The sequence below is a fragment of the Enterococcus lemanii genome, from assembly GCF_016909125.1.
Lineage (GTDB): Bacteria > Bacillota > Bacilli > Lactobacillales > Enterococcaceae > Enterococcus_I > Enterococcus_I lemanii.
In genome coordinates this window covers 1-24,219 of record NZ_JAFBFD010000026.1, presented here as the reverse complement: position 1 = coordinate 24,219, position 24,219 = coordinate 1, and the positions used below count along the sequence as shown (strand labels likewise).

At 38.4% G+C, this 24,219-nt stretch carries 22 protein-coding genes and 2 pseudogenes; 11 read left to right on the top strand and 13 right to left on the bottom strand.

Features of this window, described 5'->3' with window-relative positions:
• Nucleotides 1-4 precede the first annotated feature (4 nt).
• Genes mvaD through fni form a run of 3 tightly spaced genes read left to right on the top strand, consistent with a single transcriptional unit; the run spans nt 5 to nt 3,119 of the window.
• Nucleotides 5-997: a diphosphomevalonate decarboxylase gene (mvaD, locus tag JOD14_RS08475; RefSeq protein WP_192423658.1), complete on the top strand. Its 993-nt coding sequence runs from the start codon at nt 5-7 to the stop codon at nt 995-997.
• Nucleotides 994-2,076: a phosphomevalonate kinase gene (locus JOD14_RS08470; RefSeq protein ID WP_192423659.1), complete on the top strand. Its 1,083-nt coding sequence runs from the start codon at nt 994-996 to the stop codon at nt 2,074-2,076. The genes mvaD and JOD14_RS08470 overlap by 4 nt, the downstream gene beginning before the upstream one ends.
• Before the next feature lie 2 nt (nt 2,077-2,078).
• On the top strand, nt 2,079-3,119 hold the full coding sequence (gene fni, locus JOD14_RS08465; RefSeq protein ID WP_204654397.1) for a type 2 isopentenyl-diphosphate Delta-isomerase: 1,041 nt from the start codon (nt 2,079-2,081) through the stop codon (nt 3,117-3,119).
• Between the two features lie 47 nt (nt 3,120-3,166).
• Here the strand turns inward: fni and JOD14_RS08460 are convergent, their stop codons facing one another.
• Entirely contained in the window at nt 3,167-3,673 is a 507-nt protein-coding gene (locus tag JOD14_RS08460; protein WP_192423661.1) for a hypothetical protein, read from the bottom strand.
• A gap of 135 nt (nt 3,674-3,808) precedes the next feature.
• On the bottom strand, nt 3,809-6,403 hold the full coding sequence (adhE, locus tag JOD14_RS08455) for a bifunctional acetaldehyde-CoA/alcohol dehydrogenase (protein ID WP_192423662.1): 2,595 nt from the start codon (nt 6,401-6,403) through the stop codon (nt 3,809-3,811).
• Nucleotides 6,404-7,040: 637 nt separating this feature from the next.
• Here adhE and JOD14_RS08450 point away from each other — a divergent pair.
• Nucleotides 7,041-7,250 (top strand): hypothetical protein, encoded by a 210-nt coding sequence (locus JOD14_RS08450; protein ID WP_204654396.1) that lies wholly within the window; start codon nt 7,041-7,043, stop codon nt 7,248-7,250.
• 109 nt (nt 7,251-7,359) lie between these two features.
• Here JOD14_RS08450 and yajC read toward each other — a convergent pair whose 3' ends face one another.
• Together yajC and tgt are read right to left on the bottom strand one after the other, a co-directional pair.
• A complete protein-coding gene (gene yajC, locus JOD14_RS08445) occupies nt 7,360-7,674 on the bottom strand; it encodes a preprotein translocase subunit YajC (RefSeq protein WP_204654395.1) in 315 nt (104 codons plus the stop codon).
• Between the two features lie 83 nt (nt 7,675-7,757).
• Nucleotides 7,758-8,905 (bottom strand): annotated as a pseudogene (tgt, locus tag JOD14_RS08440) (tRNA guanosine(34) transglycosylase Tgt).
• A 202-nt stretch (nt 8,906-9,107) separates the two neighbouring features.
• On the opposite strand from tgt, the gene JOD14_RS08435 reads away from it, so the two are divergent.
• Nucleotides 9,108-9,827 carry a DUF975 family protein gene (locus tag JOD14_RS08435; RefSeq protein ID WP_204654394.1) on the top strand — a complete coding sequence of 240 codons (720 nt, stop codon included), beginning with the start codon at nt 9,108-9,110 and terminating at the stop codon, nt 9,825-9,827.
• A 405-nt stretch (nt 9,828-10,232) separates the two neighbouring features.
• Here JOD14_RS08435 and queA read toward each other — a convergent pair whose 3' ends face one another.
• Nucleotides 10,233-11,264, bottom strand: coding sequence for a tRNA preQ1(34) S-adenosylmethionine ribosyltransferase-isomerase QueA (gene queA, locus JOD14_RS08430; protein WP_204654393.1), 1,032 nt, complete (start codon nt 11,262-11,264; stop codon nt 10,233-10,235).
• A gap of 354 nt (nt 11,265-11,618) precedes the next feature.
• On the opposite strand from queA, the gene JOD14_RS08425 reads away from it, so the two are divergent.
• From JOD14_RS08425 to JOD14_RS08410, 4 genes are read left to right on the top strand one after another with little or no spacing between them, the layout of a single operon-like run.
• On the top strand, nt 11,619-12,794 hold the full coding sequence (locus JOD14_RS08425) for a betaine/proline/choline family ABC transporter ATP-binding protein (RefSeq protein WP_204654392.1): 1,176 nt from the start codon (nt 11,619-11,621) through the stop codon (nt 12,792-12,794).
• A gap of 3 nt (nt 12,795-12,797) precedes the next feature.
• Nucleotides 12,798-13,433 (top strand): ABC transporter permease, encoded by a 636-nt coding sequence (locus JOD14_RS08420; protein WP_204654391.1) that lies wholly within the window; start codon nt 12,798-12,800, stop codon nt 13,431-13,433.
• Nucleotides 13,433-14,359, top strand: a complete 927-nt coding sequence (locus JOD14_RS08415) for an osmoprotectant ABC transporter substrate-binding protein (RefSeq protein ID WP_204654390.1) — start codon at nt 13,433-13,435, stop codon at nt 14,357-14,359. Before JOD14_RS08420 ends, JOD14_RS08415 begins: the two co-directional genes overlap by 1 nt.
• Nucleotides 14,356-15,015 (top strand): ABC transporter permease, encoded by a 660-nt coding sequence (locus JOD14_RS08410; RefSeq protein ID WP_204654389.1) that lies wholly within the window; start codon nt 14,356-14,358, stop codon nt 15,013-15,015. Before JOD14_RS08415 ends, JOD14_RS08410 begins: the two co-directional genes overlap by 4 nt.
• Before the next feature lie 69 nt (nt 15,016-15,084).
• Here the strand turns inward: JOD14_RS08410 and JOD14_RS08405 are convergent.
• A pseudogene (locus JOD14_RS08405) lies at nt 15,085-15,447 on the bottom strand (family 1 glycosylhydrolase); the annotation flags it as partial.
• Complete coding sequence (locus JOD14_RS08400; protein WP_204654388.1) at nt 15,440-15,748, bottom strand: PTS cellobiose transporter subunit IIB; 309 nt, start codon at nt 15,746-15,748, stop codon at nt 15,440-15,442. The gene JOD14_RS08400 and the pseudogene JOD14_RS08405, both read right to left, overlap by 8 nt.
• Nucleotides 15,749-15,883: 135 nt before the next feature.
• Here JOD14_RS08400 and JOD14_RS08395 point away from each other — a divergent pair, with 135 nt between their 5' ends.
• Nucleotides 15,884-16,150: a hypothetical protein gene (locus JOD14_RS08395; protein ID WP_204654387.1), complete on the top strand. Its 267-nt coding sequence runs from the start codon at nt 15,884-15,886 to the stop codon at nt 16,148-16,150.
• A gap of 54 nt (nt 16,151-16,204) precedes the next feature.
• On the opposite strand, the gene JOD14_RS08390 is transcribed toward JOD14_RS08395, so the two are convergent.
• Nucleotides 16,205-18,910, bottom strand: a complete 2,706-nt coding sequence (locus JOD14_RS08390) for a YhgE/Pip domain-containing protein (RefSeq protein WP_204654386.1) — start codon at nt 18,908-18,910, stop codon at nt 16,205-16,207.
• Nucleotides 18,911-19,125: 215 nt separating this feature from the next.
• Here JOD14_RS08390 and JOD14_RS08385 point away from each other — a divergent pair, with 215 nt between their 5' ends.
• Nucleotides 19,126-19,905, top strand: coding sequence for an ABC transporter ATP-binding protein (locus JOD14_RS08385; protein WP_204654385.1), 780 nt, complete (start codon nt 19,126-19,128; stop codon nt 19,903-19,905).
• A gap of 68 nt (nt 19,906-19,973) precedes the next feature.
• Here the strand turns inward: JOD14_RS08385 and JOD14_RS08380 are convergent, their stop codons facing one another.
• The 5 genes from JOD14_RS08380 to cshA form a co-directional block, all read right to left on the bottom strand.
• On the bottom strand, nt 19,974-20,249 hold the full coding sequence (locus JOD14_RS08380) for a hypothetical protein (RefSeq protein ID WP_204654384.1): 276 nt from the start codon (nt 20,247-20,249) through the stop codon (nt 19,974-19,976).
• Nucleotides 20,249-20,605, bottom strand: coding sequence for a type II toxin-antitoxin system PemK/MazF family toxin (locus tag JOD14_RS08375; protein ID WP_338031683.1), 357 nt, complete (start codon nt 20,603-20,605; stop codon nt 20,249-20,251). Before JOD14_RS08375 ends, JOD14_RS08380 begins: the two co-directional genes overlap by 1 nt.
• Entirely contained in the window at nt 20,599-21,735 is a 1,137-nt protein-coding gene (gene alr / locus JOD14_RS08370; protein ID WP_204654382.1) for an alanine racemase, read from the bottom strand. Before alr ends, JOD14_RS08375 begins: the two co-directional genes overlap by 7 nt.
• 4 nt (nt 21,736-21,739) lie before the next feature.
• Entirely contained in the window at nt 21,740-22,102 is a 363-nt protein-coding gene (acpS, locus tag JOD14_RS08365) for a holo-ACP synthase (RefSeq protein ID WP_204654381.1), read from the bottom strand.
• Between the two features lie 166 nt (nt 22,103-22,268).
• The gene (gene cshA, locus JOD14_RS08360) at nt 22,269-23,852 is read right to left on the bottom strand and encodes a degradosome RNA helicase CshA (protein WP_204654380.1); all 1,584 of its coding nucleotides are present in this window, start codon (nt 23,850-23,852) and stop codon (nt 22,269-22,271) included.
• Between the last annotated feature and the right edge of the window lie 367 nt (nt 23,853-24,219).

Genomic DNA, 24,219 nt, shown 5'->3' with positions numbered 1-24,219 from the left:
GGACATGTATAAAGGAAAAGCACGTGCTTACACGAATATTGCTTTAATTAAGTATTGGGGAAAAGCCAATCAAGAGCTGATTTTACCAATGAACAACAGCCTTTCTTTGACTTTAGATGCTTTTTATACGGAAACTGAAGTCATTTTTTCAAGCGAACAAACGAAAGATACGTTAATTTTAAACGGCCAACTACAAGATCAAAAAGCCACTCAGAAAATCAGTACTTTTTTAACGCTTGTACGCACGATGGCGGATGTTTCTTTTTACGCGACCGTCAACAGTCAAAACTTCGTACCCACGGCTGCCGGACTCGCTTCTTCAGCCAGTGGCTTAGCGGCTTTAGCTGGGGCTTGTAATGCTGCCTTAAACCTTAATCTAAGCGACAAAGACTTATCACGTCTTGCAAGACGCGGTTCCGGTTCGGCTTGTCGTAGTATTTTTGGTGGGTTTGTTGAATGGGAAAAAGGCGATAGCGATGCCACGTCTTACGCTTCAAAAATCCCTTCAAACGACTGGGAAAAAGACTTAGCAATGATTTTCATCCTGATTAACGACCAGCAAAAGGATGTTTCTAGTCGCGATGGGATGGAGCGCACCGTCGCAAGCTCGTGTTATTATCCTGGTTGGTTAGAAACCACGCCACAAGATTTAAAGATGGCCAAACAAGCGATTGCAAACCAAGATTTCCAAACTCTTGGCGAAGTAACTGAAGCCAATGGGTTAAAAATGCACGCCACGACTCTAGGGGCGAACCCTCCTTTTACTTATTGGTCACCAGATAGTTTAAAAGCCATGAACCTTGTGCGCCAGATTCGTCAAGCTGGAACGCCTTGTTATTTCACCATGGATGCTGGTCCAAACGTCAAAGTTCTTTGTAAAAAACAAGATGTCTCAACAATATTAGCTGCTTTACAAAAAGAATTTCCAGCCGAACAACTAACTTGTGCTTCTGCTGGTCGTGGCATTGAAATTTTAGAAACGGATGTGAACCTATGATTGAAGTGAGTGCGCCAGGTAAATTATTTATCGCCGGAGAGTATGCCGTTGTTGAACCTGGGCATCCGGCAATTATTGTCGCAGTCGATCAATTCATTACCGTAACGATTGAACCTGCGACAAAAAATGGGAGTATCCAATCGCAACAATATAGCGAGCTCCCGATTCGTTGGACACGAAAAAATGGTGAGCTTGTCTTAGATCATCGTGAAAATCCGTTTCATTATATTTTAGAAGCCATTCGCCTAACTGAAAAATATGCTCAGAATCAAGGCCAATTACTCGCTTTTTATCATTTAAAAGTGACGAGTGAACTCGATAATTCGACTGGACGCAAATATGGTTTAGGCTCCAGTGGCGCGGTAACCGTTGCAACGGTAAAAGCTTTAAATACTTTTTATGACTTACAAATGGACAAGATGACCCAATTTAAAATCGCAGCATTAGCCCATTTAGCCGTCCAAGGCAACGGTTCTTGCGGTGATATTGCGGCGAGTTGTTTTGGCGGTTGGATTGCCTTTTCAACTTTTGATAGCCGCTGGGTCAAAGAAAAACAAAAAAAATGGACTTTAAACGAACTAATTGCCAGCGACTGGCCATGTCTATCGATTCAACCACTTGAAGCGCCTAAAAATTTACGCTTGCTCATTGGTTGGACGGGCTCGCCTGCTTCAACTTCTGATTTAGTCGATCAAGTTCACCAATCAAAAGAAGAAAAACAAAAAATGTACGCCCAATTTCTAGTTGAGAGTAAACAATGTGTCGAAGAGATGATTCAAGCTTTTAAAGCAAAAAATATTCCTTTAATTAAACAAATGATTACTAAAAATCGTCAATTGCTCGTCGGACTTTCAACATTCACCGATGTAACCATTGAAACGCCTGCCTTAAAAGAATTGTGTAACCTTGCCGAACAATGTGGTGGTGCCGCAAAATCTTCTGGAGCTGGTGGTGGCGATTGCGGGATTGTGATTGCGGATAAGAAAACGGGTATTTTACCACTGATGACTTTATGGGAAAAGGCAGAAATTACGCCGCTTCCCTTACATGTTTATCATTATCAAGGAGGACAAAAATAACAATGGATCGCAAAGACGAACACGTTTCATTGGCGAAAGCCTTCCATAAACCAAAAGAAAATAGTTTTGATGACGTACGCATTATCCATCAATCCTTGCCCGGTTCTCGTTGCCAAGAGACGTCCATTCAAACAACTTTATTTGGCCAGACATTAGCGACCCCTTTTTTCATCAATGCGATGACTGGTGGAAGTGAAAAAACCGGCCACATTAATCAGTCGTTAGCGATCTTGGCTCGGGAAACAAACTTAATGATGGCTACTGGTTCGATTTCGGCTGCTTTAAGAGACCCGTCAGTTGCTGACAGTTTTAAAATTGCTCGAAAAGAATTACCTAACGGCCTATTACTAGCTAACATTGGTGCAGGAACCACTTTAGAAGAGGCAAAGCGTGGGGTTGATTTATTTCAAGCCGATGCGTTACAAATCCATTTAAACGCACCTCAAGAACTCGTTATGCCTGAAGGTGACCGTGACTTCACGCAATGGCTAACACTCATTGAAGAAATCGTTACACATTTAGCCGTCCCTGTCATCGTAAAGGAAGTTGGCTTTGGTATGACCCGTCAAACGATTCAACAACTACTAAATGTTGGCGTACAAACCATTGACGTTGCCGGTAGCGGTGGAACAAGTTTCACTCAAATCGAAAATGCACGTCGAAAAAAACGCGAATTTGCTTATTTAAACGACTTTGGACTGACCACAATTGAATCCTTACTAGAAGCCAACGAAATCCCCATGAATTTTGGCTTAATTGCGTCAGGCGGCATTCGAAATGCGTTTGATATTTTTAAAGCGCTTTGCTTAGGTGCAGATGCGGTTGGTGTTTCTGGTGTCATCTTAAATCACTTGATGGTTAATGAATTAGAAGACACCATTGCTCTCATCAAACAATGGCAACAAGAACTGCACGTGCTTTACACCCTTGTTGGTGCCAAAGAAACACTGGACTTAAAAAAGACCCCTTTGTTACTATCCGGACGTAACAAAGATTGGTGTGACGCTCGCAACATTGATTGGACAAAGTATAGTTTACGCTAATAACAAAAAAGCAAAGAACAGTGCGTACTACCACCGTTCTTTGTTTTTTATTTTTTCCCAAATAAACGTTTGAACAAGCCACTTTTTTCAGGTGCGGTAGGTCCATTCGTTGCTTCTGGTAATTTTTCACCTAATTCTTTAAACCGACGTTGGAACGTTAAGTTGTCTTGTAAATTCAAACCATTCAATTCCAATACCCCCGTCAAACTACCAACTAAGCGGCGGACCTCCCCTTCACTTAAAGCAAAAAAAGTTTGCGTTTGTTGGGTTTCTTCTAGTTCATTTAACTCTTCAATGAGTGTTCGAAGCAATTTATTTTGATCGGCTAAAACATGGGAAAGCTCATTTACTTCTAACTGTTCAAATTCTGCGGCGGTTGGTGCCACAAAATCGGTTACAACCCGTAAACTATCAAGATAATCACGCAAATCAAAAACAAAAGCTTGCATTGTTTCATCTTTCATAATCGCTGCATGATTCGCCAAGCGGCCTTGCAGTTGCATTAAATGATTTTGCGTATCTACGAGTGTTTGGAGCGTCTGCATAATTGTCATCTTTTTTCCACCTTTTTCTTTGACCTGTTCTTCTTATCTTTAGTTTACCTGACTATGGAAGTGAGTCAAGAGAGGAAGTGAAATTTCGCATACAAAAAAGGCATACCCAAAGTATGCCTTTTTTTGATTCATTGCTTAAGCGTTGTATGCATCCACAATGATTTGTTTTAATTCAGAAATTAGTGGTTCTTTTGGATTTGCTGTTGTACATTGGTCTTCGTAAGCAAGTTCTGCCATACGATCAACCGTTGAATCTAGCACTTCTTGTGTAACACCTTGTGCTTTCAAGTTCATTTCGATACCAACTTTTTCACCTAATTCTGTTACAGCAGTTGCTAAAGCTTCGACTAATTCAGCGGTTGTATTTCCTTTAAGTCCTAAGAATTTCGCGATGTCTGCGTAATCTTGGTCTGCACGGAAGTAGTCATATTTAGGGAACATAGCATGTTTTTGTGGGTCTTTAGCGTTATAACGGATAATATGTGGTAATAAAATCGCGTTTGTACGGCCATGAGCAATATTGTACTCGCCACCGATTTTGTGAGCAATTGAGTGACAAATTCCTAAGAAAGCATTCGCAAAGGCCATACCTGCCATGGTTGATGCGTTATGCATTTTCTCACGAGATTCCATATCTGGACGGTTTGTTGATGTTTCTAAGTAATCAAAGACTAATTTAATTGCTTGTAAACTTAAACCACGAGTGTAGTCTGATGCCATTACAGAAACATAAGATTCAATCGCATGAGTTAATACGTCCATCCCTGTGTCAGCTGTAACAGATGCTGGTACAGATAAGACAAATTGTGGGTCAATGATTGCCACGTCTGGTGTTAAAGCATAATCTGCTAATGGGTATTTCACATGTGTCTCACTATCGGTAATAACTGCAAATGGTGTTACCTCTGCTCCTGTACCTGATGTTGTTGGGATACATACAAATTGTGTTTTTTCTGGTTTATCAATTTTGTACGTACGTTTGCGAATATCTAAGAATTTTTGTTTTGCGCCAAAGAATGAAGTATCTGGGTGCTCATAGAACATCCACATGCCTTTCGCCGCGTCCATTGCTGAACCACCACCGATTGCAATCACTGTATCTGGTTTGAAGTTCGCCATTACTTCTGTTCCTTTATAAACCGTATTCGTTGACGGGTTTGGTTCAACGTCAGAGAACACTTCAATTTGAACTAAGTTTTTACGACGAGCTAAAACTTCGCGCACACGATCCACATAACCGAATTGAACCATACCTGGGTCACAAACGATCATCACACGTTCTAAGTTTTCCATTTTTTCTAAGTACAATAAAGAGTTCTTTTCAAAGTAAATTTTAGAAGGTAATTTGAACCATTGCATGTTATTTCTCCGTTTCGCTAAAGTTTTCACGTTGATTAAGTTAATCGCTGATACGTTACGTGACACAGAGTTTTTACCGTAAGAGCCACAACCTAATGTTAATGAAGGAATCATTTCGTTGTAGATGTTTCCAATTCCACCTTCAGCAGATGGTGTATTCACTAAAACACGACAAGCTTTCATACGTAAACCAAAACGAATTTGTAAATCTTCGTCTTCAGAGTGAATCACTGCTGTATGGCCTAAACCGCCTAAGTTTAACATTGCTTCACATAACTCTAAACCATGTTCTGTGTTATTGGCTTTCATCATTGCTAAAACAGGGGATAATTTTTCACGAGATAGTGGGTATTCTGCCCCAACGCCTTCTAATTCAGCGACTAACATTTTTGTGCCTTCCGGTACTTTAATACCAGCAAGTTCCGCAATTTTTGTTGCAGGCATTCCAACGATAGCCGGATTAACCGCATATTTACCTTCGTTCATTACTGCATCTTCTAATTTTTGTAATTCTGCTGGTTTCACAAAGTAAACTTGGTGTGCTTGGAATTCTGCTTTTACAGCTGCGTAAATTTCTTTATCCACGATAACTGCTTGTTCAGAAGCACAAATCATGCCGTTATCAAATGTTTTTGAAACGATTAAGTCATTGACTGCACGTTTAATTTTCGCTGTTTTTTCGATATAAGCAGGTACGTTACCAGGACCTACGCCTAAAGCTGGTTTACCAGTTGAGTAAGCTGATTTTACCATTGCTGCGCCACCAGTTGCTAAAACAATCGCAATTCCTGGGTGGTTCATTAACCCTTGTGTTGCTTCAATTGATGGATGCTCAATCCATTGTACACAGTTTTCAGGAGCACCAGCTGCAACGGCTGCATCACGAACAATGCGTGCGGCTTCTGCAGAACATTTTTGTGCGCTTGGGTGGAAAGCGAAAATAATTGGGTTACGTGTTTTCAAAGCGATCATCGCTTTAAAAATTGTCGTTGAAGTTGGGTTTGTTGTTGGTGTTACCCCACAAACAACGCCTACAGGTTCAGCAATTTCGATTAAACCTTTTTGTTTGTCTTCGTTAATTACGCCAACTGTTTTATCGTGTTTGATGCTGTTCCAAATATATTCAGAAGCATACATATTTTTAATTGCTTTATCTTCATAAATTCCACGGCCAGTTTCTTCAACTGCCATTTTTGCTAGAGGCATGTGTTCGTTTAAAGCAGCCATCGCCATTTCATGTACAATGTGGTCTACTTGTTCTTGCGTAAAGTCTTCCATCGCTTTTAATGCAACGTTCCCTTTTGCTGCTAAATCGTCAATCATTACTGAAACATCAATTGTCGCTACTTCTTTTTCTACTGTTTTACTCATGATGATCCTCCTAAAAATTGGATAATTTTATTTGTTAACTACTTCACACATAGAATGATACACTATTTTTTTTCGTTTGTAAACACTTTTCTGTGATTTCATTCACAACTTTTCATTTTTTATTCGAAAACCATCAAAAACACTGATTTAACAACATTTCAAAAGAATTAATTATTTCGAAAAAACAACCATTTTCCTTTTTTTCATCAATTTATTTTGTTTTTATTGAAAAAATGAACAAAAAAATAAAAGTGAAAACACGAACTATCGCTTTATTTTTATAAAATTATTGTTCAAAAAAAGAATTTGAAACAATTTATTTGAAAAAATAATGAGTGAAAAATATCGATTAACAAATCGGGTGATTTCGTTAAATGAAGGATTGCAAATAAGTATTTTCTTGAATTTGCATAACGGTTTCTTCATTACTGAAGCCATATTCTTTTTGAATTAGTAAGTTGCGGGTGAATTTATGAATTATACATTGGAACCCGCCAATATTGATAAAAATGCACGGTTTTCCGCGTTCTACCGTTAAAAGTCTTGCACTTGTTATATAAAATATTGAGATCAAACACCGCTGTTTCAATGTTTTTTATTTAATCGGTAGACATTAATTAAGAGAGGAGCATTTTTTATGCTAGATGAGATAAAAAAATTAACTCGAACAATTCAAGAGAAAAATATATTTGAAGAAGTAACCTTTTATCTTTCTCGTGAAGCACTTATTCAAAAAATGCAAGCACTTTCTCCTCATGTTGCTTATGAATTTTTTGACGCGAGCGTTGAAAAAAGAAGCGCTCATCTTTATTTTAATTGTTGTAGACCTAAGAAAACACCGCTTTAACCTTTTTACAGAATCAGATTTAGAAACACTAAAAGATCTTGCCCAAGAATAAATAATGTCTGTAGAAATCAAAAAACCAACTAGTTTATTTTCTAGTTGGTTTTTTTGATTATTCTTTTGTTTGTTCTTCTTCAACGATTACTTCTGTCACAGAATCATCGTTTTCTACTGTCATGCCCGGTTTGACGGTACGAATAGATGTGCGATCAAATTCTAAGTAAATTCCTTCGCAGTCTAAGACAACCGTTTTTTTATCGTCATTGACTTCTGAAACAATTCCGTGTAAACCACCAATTGTTACGACACGGCTCCCTGTCGTAATGCTATCCATCAATTTTTGACGTTCTTGTTGTTGTTTTTTTTGCGAGCGTTGCATAAAGAAAAGCATTGCTGCGATTGGAACGACCATGATTAAAGCTTGCATTTTTTCACCTCGTATTATTATTCTTCTTTACTGTAAATACTGTAACAAAAAATTTTGAATTTCACTAGTCTTTTTGCTGAATCTTAGAAGTTTTTCGCATTTTCTTTGTTAAAGCCATACTCTTCAAAGAAATGTTGACGAAACTCTAATAAGTTATCATCCATAATTGCTTGACGAACTTGTTTCATCAAATTCAATAAGAAGTGTAAATTATGGTAAGAAGTTAAGCGTAGGCCAAACGTCTCGTCCGCTTTAATTAAGTGACGCACGTAAGCTCGGCTGTAGTTTTTACAAGTGTAGCAATCACAGTTTTCATCAATTGGACGAAAATCACGAGCGTATTGCGCGTTTTTGACAACTAAACGGCCTTTTGAGGTCATACAAGTTCCATTACGAGCAATTCGCGTGGGTAAGACACAGTCAAACATATCCACGCCACGAATCACGCCATCAATTAAAGAGTCCGCTGCACCGACACCCATTAAGTAACGTGGTTTGTGCTCAGGAATAAGTGGGGTCGTAAATTCCAAGACACGATTCATTTCAGCTTTACTTTCACCCACCGACAAACCACCAATTGAATACCCTGGAAAGTCCATACTGAGTAGGTCATGGGCACTTTGGCGGCGCAAATCTTCAAAGCCCGCTCCTTGAATAATACCAAATAAACCTTGGCGATCTGGATTCGCATGGGCTTTTAAGCCTCGCTCGGCCCAACGTGAGGTACGTTCTACCGATTTTTTCACATAATCATAGCTTTCATCAAATGGTGGGCATTCGTCAAAACTCATCATAATATCTGAGCCAAGTTTGTTTTGAATTTGAATCGCTTTTTCTGGCGATAAGAACAGTGGTGAGCCGTTTAAATGGTTTCTAAAATGAACGCCTTCTTCTCCACAATGTTACGCATGTCTGCTAATGAGAAGACTTGGAAACCACCTGAATCTGTTAAAATCGGCTGGTCCCAGTTCATAAACTTATGGAGTCCACCAGCTTCTTCTATTAAATCTTCTCCTGGTCGTAACCAAAGATGATACGTATTACTTAAAATAATGCCTGATCCCATTTCTTTGAGTTCTTCTGGTGACATCGTTTTTACGGTCGCAAGCGTTCCTACAGGCATAAACATTGGTGTTGGGAATGTGCCATGTGGCGTGATAATTTCACCTAAGCGCGCGCCGGTATGTTTTTCTTTTTTGATTAATCGATAACGAATGGCTGGTTCCGTCATTCATTTCCCTACTTTCATTTACTAATTTTTATTCTTTTTAAGGGTCCACCCTTCATCTTAAGACTTATTTGCTTATTTTGCAACCAAAATACCAATGTTTCCTTACCGTTTAAAAAATATTAATAAAATCTAATTGTATATGTTTTTATTAACCGAAAGACTTCTGTTATACTGGAAATAATTTTGAAAGGAGTGAAAAAAATTGAAAACAAATGCACAATTGAAACAAGAAGCCAAAGAGGTCTTGGCTGGTCGCTGGAAGGATGCCGTCTTAATGAACTTAATTCCAGCTGCGATTCAAATTTTAGCTATTTTGGTCATTTTTTTAGTTATTGCGATTCCAGCCTTTTTCTTATGGAATACCAACACCGTACAAAATGTTATCCAAAATGGTGAGGTCACCCAAAATATCGATTTAAACTTAGGTAGCCAAGGTGGCTCAGGTTTATTCGGGGGAATTATTGGGACTTTCTTTGCTGTCGGCATTTCTTGGACCTTTTTAGACTTACTTAGAGGAAGTAAAACTAGTATTACCCCTTTAAAAGATGCTTTAAGAGGTTTTCAAGCCCCCTATGGTATTGGAATTTTAGTCATTTATCTCTTATCTTCTATTTTTACTTTCTTCTGGTCTTTATTATTCGTTATTCCAGGAATCATTAAAAGTTATTCTTATTCGCAAGCGTATTTCATTTATTACGATGAATATCGCCAAACAGGTGTGCCACCACGATACTTAGATAGTATTACAAAAAGTCGTCGCTTAATGGATGGCAATAAAGGGCGACTTTTCTTACTTGACTTAAGTTTTATTGGTTGGCATTTTGTTGCTTTACTAACTTTAGGAATCGGCTATTTATGGTTGATGCCTTATATCTCAGCCACTAAAGCAGCTTTTTATGCAGATCTTGCGCAAAATAATTAAGAATTCATTAAGTAGTCAAACTTTTGGCTACTTTTTCTAAGCATATCTTTTGTAAACGCTATCATTACATGTTATTATAAGAGTGTAAGGAAGGACAAATATTTGTTGGTTGGTTTTTCTAGTTTCATTAGAAAAAAAGTAACAAAAAGTTGTTCCAGTAACAAGCTTCACCTAGTATACACTGTGCAAAGTATCAAAAGAGGCCACGTGTAATAAGAGTTAATTTTACATTACCTGTTTTAAAGCAACATGATTTGCAAAAGAATTTTAGTTTCGAATCTTCAAATGCAACAAGATTTTTGTTAAACCGTGATACTGTACTTTGCATCACTCGTAATAAAACCAACAAATACCTTCCGATTGAAAAAAGCAGCTGTTCGAAATTTGAACAGTTGCTTTTTTTTACTATTTGACAAACATTGCGTCACCAAAACTAAAGAATCGGTAGCGCGCTTCAATCGCATGGTGATAAGCAGTTAAAGTCTTTTTTCTGCCAGCAAACGCGCTAACTAACATGACTAACGTTGATTTTGGCAAATGGAAATTAGTCGAAAAAGCGTCAACTACTTTAAAATCATAACCTGGAGTAATAAAAATACTTGTCCAACCACTATCTGCTTGAACTTTTCCGTTAAATTTGGTACCAATTGTCTCAAGCGTTCGAATCGAAGTTGTTCCAACGGCCACAATTTTCCCACCATTTGCTTTTACTTCTTGGATAATTTGTGCATTTTCTGGGGTTAGACGGTAAAACTCACTATGCATTTCGTGTTCTGCAATATTCTCAACACTCACTGGGCGAAACGTGCCTAATCCCACGTGTAAAGTCACATAAGCCAAGCGAATTCCTTTTGCTGCAATTTTATCAAGCAAAGCCTGAGTAAAATGTAAACCGGCTGTTGGGGCAGCAGCTGAGCCATTTTCTTTGGCATAAACCGTTTGATAACGTTCTGGGTCTTCTAAACGCTCTTTAATATATGGTGGTAAGGGCATTTCTCCTAGTGATTCTAAGTTTTCTAAAAAGATCCCTTCGTATTCAAAGCGGATAATCCGACCGCCATGATCAAGTTCTTCTTCAACAATCGCTTTTAGACGCCCATCACCAAAATGAATTTCTGTACCAACTTTCGCACGTTTAGCAGGTTTAATCAACGTTTCCCAAGTATCTCCTTCAATGTTCGTTAGAAGTAAGACTTCTAAATGCCCACCGGTTGAAGGTTTTTCACCATATAAACGAGCGGGTAACACCCGTGTATCATTCATTACTAACGCATCGCCTGGGTTCAACTCATCAATAATTTCATAAAAGTGTTTATCTTCTATCTCGCCTGTTTTTGAATCCAAGACGAGTAAACGAGAACTTGTCCGGTCACTTAGTGGTGTTTGAGCAATCAATTCTTCAGGTAAATCAAAATCAAAATCTTCGGTTGTTAACATGTCTTTTCACTCTTCCTCTTTATCAGTTCGACAACTATTCTATCATTTTTTTAGCCATTGTGAAACCATTGCCGCTTGGTCGATTCTTTTGTGAAAAACAGCCAATTTCACGAACTCTTTGAAATTCTAATGAAATTTTAATTTTATTTTTTCAGAAAAACGAGCAATCCCCTATAAGCAAAGGCTTCCCTTAGCTTTTCCTTCTTACTTAAAAGAGGGTATTTTAAGCCTTTTTTGTTGATTTTAAGCCCTTTTCTCACTCAAATCATTTGTCAAATAGTCATTTTTTTGGCACACTTGTTAAAAAGGCATGTTCATTTTTTAGATAAAAAAAACAAAACAGAGGTGGAAATGATGATTGAATTTCAACACGTTTCAAAAATTTACAAAGGCGGAAAAGTCGCAGTCGACGATATCCATTTGTCTTTTGAAAAAGGGGAATTTATCTGCTTCATCGGAACTAGTGGAAGTGGAAAAACAACTTCGATGCGGATGATTAATCGTATGACTGAACCAACAAAAGGTAAAATTTTAATTGACGGCCAAGATATTCAAAAAATGAACGCCGTCGAATTACGACGAAAAATTGGCTACGTCATTCAAAGTATCGGGCTTATGCCGCACATGACGATTCGTGAAAATATCACGCTTGTCCAAAAATTATTAAAGATTGACCAAGAAAAACGGAATCAAACAGCCGAAAAAATGATTGATTTGGTCGAGTTACCACGTGAAATGCTTGATCGCTACCCAAGCGAGCTTTCCGGTGGGCAACAACAACGAATTGGCGTTGTGCGTGCTTTAGCAGCGGATCAAGATATTATTTTAATGGATGAACCTTTTGGCGCTCTTGACCCTATTACGCGTGACTCTTTACAAGATTTAGTGAAAGATTTACAAGAGCGTTTAGGCAAAACGATTGTCTTTGTGACACACGACATGGATGAAGCATTAAAACTAGCGAGTAGAATTGCCATTATGAGTGAAGGAAAAGTCGTACAATTTGATACACCAGAAAATATTTTAAAACATCCAGCCAATCAATTTGTCGAAGAATTACTTGGCGAAGATCGCTTGTTACAAGCCAAACCTGATACGACACGTGTCAATGAAGTCATGTTAAACACGGCGATTACCATTACAACCGAAAAATCTTTACAAGAAGCATTGCGTTTGATGCGAGAAAAACGGGTCGATACACTCCTCGTTACCGACAATCAAAATATCTTAAAAGGCTTCGTTGATATTGAAGCGATTAATAAAAATCGCGGTTTAACAAGCAGTGTCGGGGATATTTTACAAACCGACGTCTTTTATGTACAAGAAAGTGCCTTCTTACGAAATACTTTACAACGAATTTTAAAACGTGGGTTGAAATACGTTCCTGTCGTTGATATCAATAAAAAAGTTGTCGGCATCATTACGCGAGCTTCTTTGGTTGATATTGTTTACGATGTGGTTTTTGGTGAGGAAGAAACGTTGACCGATGCCGTTGAAGCCTTTAATCCTGATGAAATTAAGGAGGTCTAGCCAATGCAATTTTTACAAGAATATGGTGGGCAAATTTTAACAACGACCCTCGAGCACCTTTATATTTCACTCATTGCGTTATTTCTTGGCGCTTTGATTGCCATTCCTCTTGGGATCGTCTTAACGCGCACACCTAAAATCGCTAATATTGTTTTGGGGATAACAAGTGCCCTACAAACCATTCCTTCTCTAGCCTTATTAACTTTAATGATTCCTTTTTTAGGCGTGGGACGTTTGCCTGCGATTGTGGCATTATTTATTTATTCATTGTTACCGATCTTACGTAATACTTATATCGGTTTAAAAAATGTGGATAAAAATTACTTAGATGCGGCAAAAGGAATGGGAATGACGAATAGACAATCCATCTTCCAAGTAGAATTACCGCTTGCTTTCCCTACCATTATGGCTGGTTTACGTTTGGCGGCAGTTTATGTCATTGCTTGGGCCAGTCTCGCTTCTTATATTGGTGCAGGCGGGTTAGGTGTTTTGATTTTTAGCGGATTAGATAACTACCAACCCGCATTAATTTTTGCCGGAACGATTCCAATCACTTTGCTTGCTTTGGGGGCTGATTATCTTTTAGGTCGACTAGAAAGTAAGCTAACCCCTCAAACGCTCCAAAAGGAGGGCAAATAATGCGTAAAATAAAAACGAGTTTAATTGTTTTAGGGACGCTCTTCTTTTTAAGCGCTTGTTCCCTACCTGGCCTAAAAACAAGCCGAAATGCCAATACCATCGCAATTACTGGTGGCATTACGACGGAAGCACAAATATTAGGTAGTATTGTAGCTGAAATGATTGAACATTATACAGACAAAGAAACGACCATTATTAATAATTTAGGTACCACCAACATTAACCATCAAGCAATGTTAAATGGGGATGCCCAAATTTCAGCGGCACGTTACACAGGAACTGACGTTGCATCAACACTACAACTCGATCCGATTACGGACCCTAAAGCAGCGTTTGACACCGTAAAAAGAGAATTTGCTAGTCGCTTTGACCAGACTTGGTTCCCTTCTTACGGCTTTGAAAACTCCTATGTTTTTTTAGTCCGTGAAGATACTGCAAAAAAATTTAATTTAAAAACAGTCAGTGATTTAGCAGATGTTGCCGATCAACTCGTTATCGGTGCCGATCGTGCTTGGATGACACGTGAAGGGGATGGTTATCCAGGTTTCACCAAAGCGTATGGTTTTAGTTTTGCCTCTATTTTACCGATGCAAATTGGTTTGGTTTATGATGCCGTGGCTACAGGACACATGGATGTCGTTTTAGGTTATTCAACAGATGGTCGGATCACGAGCAACCAATTAGTAATGCTAGAAGATGATCGTCACTTCTTCCCTCCTTACGACGCTTCGCCTGTTGCAACCAATGCGATTCTTGAGCAAGTGCCCGAATTAACAGAGATATTTGCTCGTTTGGAAAAAACAATCGATACAACGACCATGCAACAATTAAACGCAAAAGCCGACAACGAACTGCTAGAACCATCGATTGTTGCCAAACAGTTTTTAGAAGTCCATGATTATTTTGAAGGAGGAACAACCAAATGAGTGACTTAAATTTAATTCAACAATTGTTTCACTACTACAATGAAAATGGCGGTTACGTCTTTACTCAGTTTATTCGTCACTTCTTAATCTCTTTTTATGGCGTCCTCTTTGCTTCTATTGTTGGTATTCCAATTGGGATTTTTATTTCAAGACGATTAAATTTAGCCGATTGGGTGATGCGTTTAGCCAATATCATTCAGACGATTCCGGCTTTAGCGATGGTTTCTGTTTTAATGCTTGGCCTCGGTTTAGGCGTAAATGTGGTCATCGTGACGGTCTTTTTATACTCGCTTTTACCCATTATCAAAAATACTTATACAGGTATGCGACAAGTTGATGATGGTGTCTTAGATGTTGGAAAAGGCATGGGGATGACCCCTTGGCAACGCCTTTATCTTGTTGAACTGCCGCTTTCCATTTCAGTTATTATGGCTGGTGTTCGTAACGCTCTCGTTTTAGCGATTGGAATTACGGCGATTGGTACGTTTGTCGGTGCTGGAGGCTTAGGGGACATTATCGTTCGAGGGACAAACGCCACAGATGGTGCGGCTATTATTTTAGCTGGTGCCTTACCAACGGCTGTCATGTCGATTTTTGCCGATTGGTTTTTAGGAACGATTGAACGCAAGCTTGACCCCACGAGTCGTAAAAAATAAAGTTCCATCATCTTAAAAGAAAGACCACCACGTTTTTATTCGTGGTGGTCTTTTTCGTTTTCTCTAAAATCAATTCGTTAAATCTTCGCCATTGGTGGCAATGACTTTTTTGTACCAATCAAAAGATTTTTTCTTCGTACGTTTCAACGTTCCTTGACCTTCATTATCTAAATCTACGTAAATAAAACCGTAACGTTTGGACATTTCCCCGGTAGTAGCAGAAACTAAATCAATACAACCCCAAGTAGTGTACCCTAATAAATCAACACCATCTAATTCCACGGCATCTTTCATCGCTTGAATATGTTCTGCTAAATATTGAATACGATAATCATCTGCGACATAGCCATTTTCATCTGGTTCATCGATGACTCCTAGCCCATTTTCCACAATAAATAGCGGTTTTTGATAACGATCATAAATGTCATTCATTTACCACTTTAGCCATTTTCTCAATCCCCATTGGAATTGGAACATAAGCTTGTGGTGGAATATTCACAATCGGTTTATTTTGCTTGATTGCCGCTTTTTCCAAGTTAGCAAAATACATTTTTGTTTGTGGGCTAACTAAATACAAGTCATATTGATCTTTGGCGATTTCAGCAGCACCTTGCGTAGCGGATGTCGCATCAAGCTCAATTTCCACTCCTTTTTTTTGGAAAAATTCCGTTGTTTTTTTAGCAATAACTGATGAAGACATTCCTCCAGCACAGATAATTAACGCTTTTTTCATAATCTTTTCCTCCTGTATTATATTTGGTATACTTAATATACATTAAAACGCTTTCATTTTGAAATGGTATCTTTTTCCGTATCAATATGGAAAAAGATTAGTTTCCTTTATAGAAAATAAAAGGAGAGTAGGCTTATGATTGACTTAAAAACTGGTATCATCGTTATTTTACTTTTTTTTAGTTTTGTTTTAATTGGTTTAGCATTTATTTTAAAACAGACAAATGGCTTATTTTGGGCACGTCCACCGCAAAATTTTCTTCGTGATCGTGACAAGCCAATCAACGAAGCAGAAAGGAAAATCGGACAACGCGTCGCCACTGCCATCTTAAGCTTTGTCCCACTCGTTTTCATTTTCTTGTTGATTTTACTATTTTTTATTTTAATCAATAAAATCAAATAAATGAAAAGACCATGCCATTTATCTAGGCATGGTCTTTAAAAAAACAGAAAAAACTTAATGGAAAAAGTGGCTTTCTTTCGTTAACGCACTTATTTTTTTGTTCAAACCTTCCACATGCGGATACGCCCAAATCCCAATTAGCGCAAAAGCAAAGAATAAAGCAACAAGGACGGCGATATATCCGATTGCATTTGGCCAATAGACCCCGCCGGCAGACTCACGCAATAAATTGACCGCATAAGTAAATGGTAGTAGTGGATGAATCATTTGGAAAAATTTGCCAGAAACTTGAATTGGATAATTTCCGCCCCCACCAGAAATCGACAAGACTAGTAAAATGATCGCAATCCCTTTACCGATATTGCCAAATAATCCAGCCAAGACATAAATAATCATCATAAAACTTAAAGCAACGAGTAAGGCAAAAACGACACTTAACACGGGATTTTGAACATCTACACCTAATGCGAAATAATTACCAAAAGTAACAATTAACGCTTGCGGGATGGCAATCGTTAAGAAAGTCAACATCCGCGCCACAAAGGTTTCTCTTTTCGTGTATTTCGCTTTGTCTTCTTGACTTAAATAAAATTCAGTTGCCGCAACACTTGATAGCAATAAGCCCCCTACCCATAAACAAAGTGCCGTATAAAAAGGGGTACTCGCGGAACCATTATTGTCCATTGGATACATCTCATGGGTTTTAAGTTCAACTGGATTGGTAATAAAATCACTTTCTGCTGCAACATCTGATTTTAACAGTTTGATAATATCACTTAAATCAACGACTTCTTCTCCTTTTTTAATGGCCTCAGCGGCTTTTTCAATCCCTTGTTTTAAGGTTGGCCAATCTTCTTGAACGAGTGTAGCTGCCATATTTATGGCTGATTCCACCGTTGGAACTTTGTCATTCACGGTCGCTAAAGTGGTCGTTATTTCTTCTCGTACCTTTGGCCAATCATTTTGAGCAAAGGTAGCAGCCGTTTGCAGTTTTGTTTCTAAAACAGGTAGTTCATTTTGATACAATTCCGCCCCACGGTTAATCCCGTTGACGATTTCGGTCATATGGCCGTTTAATAGCGTATTGGCATCATGGATTTCTTGACCAATTGCTGGCATTTCAGCTTGGTATTTTTCAAGTAAAGTAATCGCACTTGTAATGGTTCCACTGGTCGCAGTTAACAAGCTTTCAAAATCAATTTGGCTACTTTTATCAAGTAATGTCTTCACATTATCAAGTGCTGGTAGTAAATCATTCGTGATTACTTGATCAATTTGGCCAGTAATGTCTTGATTTAAGAGGTTTGTAACCAAATCATTCACGGTCGCACTCATTTGTTCAACACGCGTAATATAGGCTAATAATTCTTCTTTTGAGATTTGATTGATTACTGCTAGTAACGCATCATTCGCTTTTTTCAAACCTGATAATGCGTCTTTGGTTTGATTTAAAGAAGCAATCACACCATCAAAACTTTGATTCATATTTACTTGGTTTAACCAATTGATTAATCCATCGACTAATTGAATTTGTTGGGTTAAAGTCGTCGAAGCTTTCGTCAAAATAGCCGTAATAGCCGCTTTTTCTTCTTCTGTCAATGACGTATCCGGATTCGATAAGTACAAGCGTAAATCGGTCGCAATGCTATTCACACGGGCAGATACGCCGCCTAAAGCTTCTAAATTAAAGTGAATTATTTTTTGAATCGTTGGCAAAGCGGTTTGCAATTCTTTGGCTGCTTCTTGTGTTTTTTCGGTAAAATTACTTGCATCATTGCCAAGTTGTCGCACGTTTGGAAGTAAATCTTGCACTTGTTGAATAATCGTTAAAGCAGCTTGGGCTTCGTCAATTCCTTGAGTCATTGTTGCCACAATTTGAGCAAAATCTTCGTCCACCATCGCCACTTGTTCACCAGCTTTTTGAATTTCTGGAATTTTTTCTTGCAATGTTAAAATGACACTCGCTTGTTGTTTTACCTCAGGAAATTTAGTGTTTAAAGCAATCAATTTTTCGGCTAAGTGATCGACTTCTGGTAAATAATCAGTCAATTCATTGGCTTTCTCTAATTTCGTTTTCAACTCAGGTAATTGCGCCTTTAACGCCAAAATTTCGTTGGCATACGTATCAATTTGATCTAAATGATTATTGGTTGATAAAATCAAATGCTTTATTTTATTAATTGAAACTAAATTATCTTCTACCGTATAACCGACTTCTTGAAAAACATCAAATAAGGTTGAGCTAGCCGTTTCAATAAAGTCTTTCGTGATTTGTTCTTGCAAAGCGGTAGCACCTTTATCCGTAATTTTAGGTGCAATGGCATTAATTTTGGCATTAAAATAATACTCAATGGTTGGTTTTTGAATTTCACCATTAATAAAACTCAATAGGTCTTCAGAAAATTCGCTTGGTAAATAAATCCCTGCATAATACTTCCCAGATTTAACCCCTTTTGTTACTGCTTCTTTAGAAGTTACAAATTTCCAACCAAGTTGATCGTTTTCTTCAAGTTTTTTTTCAACTTCTTCTCCGATATTCAATTGTTTGTCCCCTAAAGTTGTCCCACTATCGGCACTATAAAAAGCAATTGGCAACTCTTTCGTATTCCCGTATGGATCCCATAACGCCTTGATGTTAAACCATGCATAAAGCGAAGGTAAAATCATCAGTGCCACAACTAAAAAGATTGAAATCGGATTACTAAAAATCCGTCGCCAGTCTAAGCGATACAAAGAAAAAATGTTTTTAATTTTTCTCATCACTTTTCGTCCCCTTTCCTTCGATTTCGTTGGTTAATTTACCATGATTTTCATGACTTTTCCATTACTTTGTTTCATTTCTGCTGTTTTTTTTAGACAAAAGTTGATTTTCGTCTAAAAAAGGTTATGTTTTTCTTAATTCTATCTTCATCATATCTTTTGCTACTTTCGCATTTTTTCGTTAAACTTAAATAAAAAATAGATGGGGTGTTCAGATGGATGTTTTAAATTTAGAACAAGTAAATTTTATTCGGAAAGAAAATTATTTACTAAAGGAAATTCAATGGTCTGTCAAAAAAGGCCAACACTGGGCACTGTTGGGCTTAAATGGCGCAGGAAAATCGTTACTTTTACAATTGATTACCGGAAATTTATGGGCTTCCAGTGGCCAAGTCCAAGTTTTTGGTGAAACTTTTGGGCAAACTTCCATTCCTGAAATCAACAAACGCATTGGCTGGGTTAGTTTAGCTTTACAAGTTCGCTTAAAAAATGAAGTCGCTGAAAAAATTGTTTTGTCAGGAAAATTCGCCAGTATTGGTTTATATCAAACGTATGAAGAGGCAGACTTACAAGTGGCTAGAGACCTTTTAACGACGCTCGATTCCAGTAGTCTAATTGGAAAAAAATACCCACAACTTTCCCAAGGCGAACGCCAAATCGTCTTAATTGCGCGCGCTTTAATGGCAAATCCTGAATTACTAATTTTAGATGAGCCTTGTACAGGACTCGATTTATTTGCTCGTGAAGAGTTACTGAAGAAAATCGAACAACTCACGCACACACCAGATGCACCAACCATTTTACTCGTCACCCATCATACCGAAGAAATCTTACCTTTTATCACACATGTGGCGCTATTAAGGGATGGCGAATTTGTGCAACAAGGCAAACGGACACAAGTTTTACAACCCGAAATTCTCTCTGACTTTTATAAGCAAACCGTTGAAGTACGGCCTTATGGCGAGCAACGTTATTTAGTTTTACCGGCTGACTAAAAGTGAATAACAAAAAAACTACTTGAAACCAGATGTTATCTTGCTTCCAGGTAGTTTTTTCTTTATTTTTAAACGACAAAGGCATAAAATTGACCCGCTTCTAAAATGAGCTCTCCGCGTGTCAGAGGGGTTAAAGCTAGAAATGTCTCAACTGGATAACTTATGCACCACTCTTTGTCTCCTTGTTGAAAAATACCATAGTATTGGCCATTTTCTTCGTATTGCTTGACAAGTAAACAATAACCTACATTTTCTCTTTTAAATTGTTGCTTCCACTGACGTACCCCTCGCATAACAAAAAAGACAAAAAGTAAAACCGTTATTGATAGAACTAGTTTCCCCACTATTTCCCTCCTTTGACCAAGAGTCCCAAGCTAACTTTTAAAGCTTGATCGACTTCTTGCATCTTTGTTTGCGTTAAGTAACAAACTTTTTCTTGCAGGCGACTTTTATCAATCGTACGAAGTTGCTCGACTAAAATAATCGAATCGCGTTGCAAACCACTTTCTTCTTTGCCTAAAAAAAGTTGTGTCGGTAGCAATTGTGTCATCTTCTTTGACGTAATGGCCGCGACAATGATGGTTTGGCTATAGCGATTGCCGCGATTGTTTTGGACAATTAAAACTGGGCGAACGCCCCCCTGCTCGGAACCTCTAACCGGAGATAAATCAGCAAAAAAAACTTCGCCACGCCTCATGATAAAATTCCTTCTGTATTTAAATATTCACGCGGAATACGGTCAGACAATAAACAAATCACTTCATAATGAATGGTACCTAAATAATCGGCAACTTCTTGCACGGTAATTTCTTTGTCTTGGTTTTGGCCAAAAAAAGTGACTTTCGTACCTACCGGGTAAGCTTGTGGCAAACGAATCATTAGCTGGTCCATACAAATGCGACCGATAATTTCGCAAGGCTGCCCTTCCACTAGCACCTTAAATCCTTGCATTTTACGTACAAAGCCATCCGCATACCCAATTGGGACGGTCCCAACCCACTCGGTTGCCGGCGTTTCATAAGTCTTGCCATAGCCAATGCCTTCACCAGCTGGGACTGCTTTGACTTGAACAAGTGCCGATTCTAGACTCATCGCTGGTCGGAGTAAATACGGTGCTTCCAATTGTCCGCCAGATGGGTTTTGACCGTACATTGCAATGCCCAAACGGACCAAGTTGCCACAATCTTCTTGCCACAACGCCGTCGCACTATTACTTGCATGTATGTAACGAGGTTTTTCGGGTAAAGAAGCCACCACTTTTTTAAAACGCTGATTTTGTTTATGCCAATACGTTTGGTCGGCTTCATCTGCTGTCGCAAAATGGGTAAAAATCCCTTCAAAGACCCAATTCACATTTTCTTTAATTTTTTCAATTGCAACTAAAATCTCTGCTTCGTCACGAAATCCAATTCGTCCCATGCCGGTATCAACAGTCAAATGAAGCAATAGTTGACCCGTTAAAGCTTGTGTAGCCATGTACAGAGCTGCCTCTTCTAACCAAGACAGCGTCGCCACCGGTACAGCTAAATGATACTCTAAAATTAATGGTAACCAAGCGACTTCTACAATTCCTAAAACTATAATCGGCGCTGTAATCCCACTTTCTCTTAAGGCAATTCCTTCATCTAAGGTGGCCACACAAAAGCCACTGGCACCACCAACTAAAGCGGCTTTTGCTGCTGGAACAGCACCGTGGCCATATCCATTGGCTTTTACAACGGCAAAAACATCGCGCTTGCCAGCTTGTTTTTTTACTTCTATTGAAACGTTTTCTTTAATTGCAGCTAAATCAACAATAACTTTCGTTGGGCGATGGTAGGAAACAACCATTCTCTCATCCCTTTCTTTCTTCTAAAATAATTTGAGCAAAAGCCATCTCTTGCGTATGCGTGATACTAACAAAAACCGCACCTGCTTCAAATGGTGATTTTGTCACGATTGGTGCGCCTCGTTCATTCGTTAATATCTCAATATCTTGAAAAGTAACCGCTCCAATCCCTGTTCCCCAAGCTTTAGAAAAAGCTTCTTTACAGGCAAAACGCCCACCTAAAAATTCAACTTGACGTTTAAACGGTAATTGTTCAAATCGTTTCAATTCTGCTGGTGTTAAAATTCGCGTAATCAATTTTGGTTTTTCTTTAATAATTTTTTCCATCCGCGAAAGTTCTACCGCGTCAATACCAATTCCGTGAATCATTTTCTTTCACCCTTTACTCCTAGAATTTTCGCTTACCTCACATTTTACCAAATTCATAAAAAAAAAGCACCGAGATTTAGGATAACTTAAAAAAACACCCAGATCAAAACGCATTTTGATTTGGGTGTTTTCCTTTATTTTACATTCAATTAAAATCGTTGATTGCTTAGTCTTGGTTATTGCGAATTACGAAGCTACGTTTTTTATCGTTGTTACGACGTGAATTGCTACGGTTGTCTTCACGACGACGATTACCTTCGCTTGAAGAACGGCGATCATCACGGTTGCGGTCGCCGCCTTCGCCACGTGAGCGACGGTCATCACGACTACGGTTTCCTTCACGGCCACCATCACGACGGCCACGGTAATTCCCGCTACCACCACGACGGTTACCACCGCCGCCACCTTTACCGAAGTTTTTCTTCCCTTGTGGTAATGGGCGCTCTGGTGTGATATTCACTGGAACCATATCAGATGGGTCTTTTGCTAAGGTTTTTAATAATAATGCGACTAAGTCTTGTGCATTGTAATTTTCTAACAATTGTTCCGCATTTTGTAAGTAACGATCTAAACCATTTTCGTCTAATTTTTCTTCAATTTGCTCCATTGCAGCCGCTAATTGCCCTTTAAACGCTTCTTTTTCTGAAGGTGGACGTAATGGTGTCATGCGTTTTTTCGTTAAGTTTTCAATAACGTGTAAATAACTCATTTCATTTGGTGTCACAAAAGTAACTGAAATTCCTTCTTTACCCGCACGGCCTGTTCGACCAATTCGGTGAACATAACTTTCTGGATCTTGTGGAATATCATAGTTATAAACGTGTGTCACACCAGAAATATCTAAACCACGAGCCGCCACATCGGTTGCTACTAAAATATCAAGATTACCTGATTTAAAGTTACGTAAAACACTCATTCGTTTTTGTTGGGTTAAATCACCGTGAATTCCTTCTGCTTTATAACCACGTGCTTCTAAACCACGAGCTAATTCATCTACACGACGTTTTGTACGACCAAAAACAATCGTTAATTCTGGTGTTTGGACATCTAATAAACGAGTCATCATATCGAATTTTTCGAAGTCTTTTGAACGAATGTAGTATTGTTCAATTAAGTCAGCGGTCATTTCTTTGGCTTTAATTTTAACGTGTTCTGGCGCTTTCATGAACTTCACGCCAATGTTTTTAATCGCTGGTGGCATCGTTGCTGAAAATAGTAATGTTTGGCGTTGCTCAGGTACTTTTGAAATGATGGCTTCAATATCTTCTAAAAAGCCCATATTTAACATTTCATCGGCTTCGTCTAAGACTAACGTTTCAACGGTTCCTAATTTCAAGGTGTTGCGGTTGATATGGTCTAACATTCGACCAGGTGTACCTACCACGATTTGGGGACGATCTTTTAATTGACGGATTTGGCGACCGATATCGGCACCACCGTAAACGGCTTGAACGCGAATTTTTTTGTCGCGACCTAAACGGTAAAGTTCTTCTTGGGTTTGAATCGCTAATTCACGAGTTGGCGCAATGACTAAACCTTGTAACTCATGACGATTCGGATCGATTTTTTCTAACATTGGTAAACCAAATGCGGCTGTTTTACCGGTTCCTGTTTGTGCTTGACCAATCACGTCTTTTCCTTCTAAAGCTAAAGGAATCGTCTCGCTTTGGATGGGTGTTGCTTCTTCAAAACCAGCTCTTTCAATTGACGCAAGTAGTTCGGGTGATAAGTTTAATTCTTTAAATTTCAAATAAATCCTCCTAAGGGTGATTGAATAAACACTTTTTTGTTTATTCATCGCTTGTATTTTCGGGGAATTCCCCATCAGAATCTGTTTTTTTCTGATTATTTGAAGCGTTGCTTTCTATAATGAAAGAAAGTGGTCGTCCCTTACCAATCTTCATTTCATTTCACACCGAAAAACCGCTTCTTGAAGGCATTAGAATAGGCTAAGACAAAATTTGGGGTCTATAATATTTGGTGTTGTTACTAAGAAATTGGTAAGAACACCCTTTTTCTTTATATAACAAAAAAGCATCTGTTTCCCTTATAATTAAGTTAGACACAAAATTCAAGGAGGAAAACAAATGCTCTGCTATAAAGATATCAAAATCAAG

What these genes read in the sequence shown, in the direction of transcription:
- mvaD (WP_192423658.1), top strand. Translation starts at nt 5, where the DNA reads ATGTATAAAGGAAAAGCACGTGCTTACACGAATATTGCTTTAATTAAG.
- JOD14_RS08470 (WP_192423659.1), top strand. Translation starts at nt 994, where the DNA reads ATGATTGAAGTGAGTGCGCCAGGTAAATTATTTATCGCCGGAGAGTAT.
- fni (WP_204654397.1), top strand. Translation starts at nt 2,079, where the DNA reads ATGGATCGCAAAGACGAACACGTTTCATTGGCGAAAGCCTTCCATAAA.
- JOD14_RS08460 (WP_192423661.1), bottom strand. Translation starts at nt 3,673, where the DNA reads ATGACAATTATGCAGACGCTCCAAACACTCGTAGATACGCAAAATCAT.
- adhE (WP_192423662.1), bottom strand. Translation starts at nt 6,403, where the DNA reads ATGAGTAAAACAGTAGAAAAAGAAGTAGCGACAATTGATGTTTCAGTA.
- JOD14_RS08450 (WP_204654396.1), top strand. Translation starts at nt 7,041, where the DNA reads ATGCTAGATGAGATAAAAAAATTAACTCGAACAATTCAAGAGAAAAAT.
- yajC (WP_204654395.1), bottom strand. Translation starts at nt 7,674, where the DNA reads ATGCAAGCTTTAATCATGGTCGTTCCAATCGCAGCAATGCTTTTCTTT.
- queA (WP_204654393.1), bottom strand. Translation starts at nt 11,264, where the DNA reads ATGTTAACAACCGAAGATTTTGATTTTGATTTACCTGAAGAATTGATT.
- JOD14_RS08425 (WP_204654392.1), top strand. Translation starts at nt 11,619, where the DNA reads ATGATTGAATTTCAACACGTTTCAAAAATTTACAAAGGCGGAAAAGTC.
- JOD14_RS08420 (WP_204654391.1), top strand. Translation starts at nt 12,798, where the DNA reads ATGCAATTTTTACAAGAATATGGTGGGCAAATTTTAACAACGACCCTC.
- JOD14_RS08415 (WP_204654390.1), top strand. Translation starts at nt 13,433, where the DNA reads ATGCGTAAAATAAAAACGAGTTTAATTGTTTTAGGGACGCTCTTCTTT.
- JOD14_RS08410 (WP_204654389.1), top strand. Translation starts at nt 14,356, where the DNA reads ATGAGTGACTTAAATTTAATTCAACAATTGTTTCACTACTACAATGAA.
- JOD14_RS08400 (WP_204654388.1), bottom strand. Translation starts at nt 15,748, where the DNA reads ATGAAAAAAGCGTTAATTATCTGTGCTGGAGGAATGTCTTCATCAGTT.
- JOD14_RS08395 (WP_204654387.1), top strand. Translation starts at nt 15,884, where the DNA reads ATGATTGACTTAAAAACTGGTATCATCGTTATTTTACTTTTTTTTAGT.
- JOD14_RS08390 (WP_204654386.1), bottom strand. Translation starts at nt 18,910, where the DNA reads ATGAGAAAAATTAAAAACATTTTTTCTTTGTATCGCTTAGACTGGCGA.
- JOD14_RS08385 (WP_204654385.1), top strand. Translation starts at nt 19,126, where the DNA reads ATGGATGTTTTAAATTTAGAACAAGTAAATTTTATTCGGAAAGAAAAT.
- alr (WP_204654382.1), bottom strand. Translation starts at nt 21,735, where the DNA reads ATGGTTGTTTCCTACCATCGCCCAACGAAAGTTATTGTTGATTTAGCT.
- acpS (WP_204654381.1), bottom strand. Translation starts at nt 22,102, where the DNA reads ATGATTCACGGAATTGGTATTGACGCGGTAGAACTTTCGCGGATGGAA.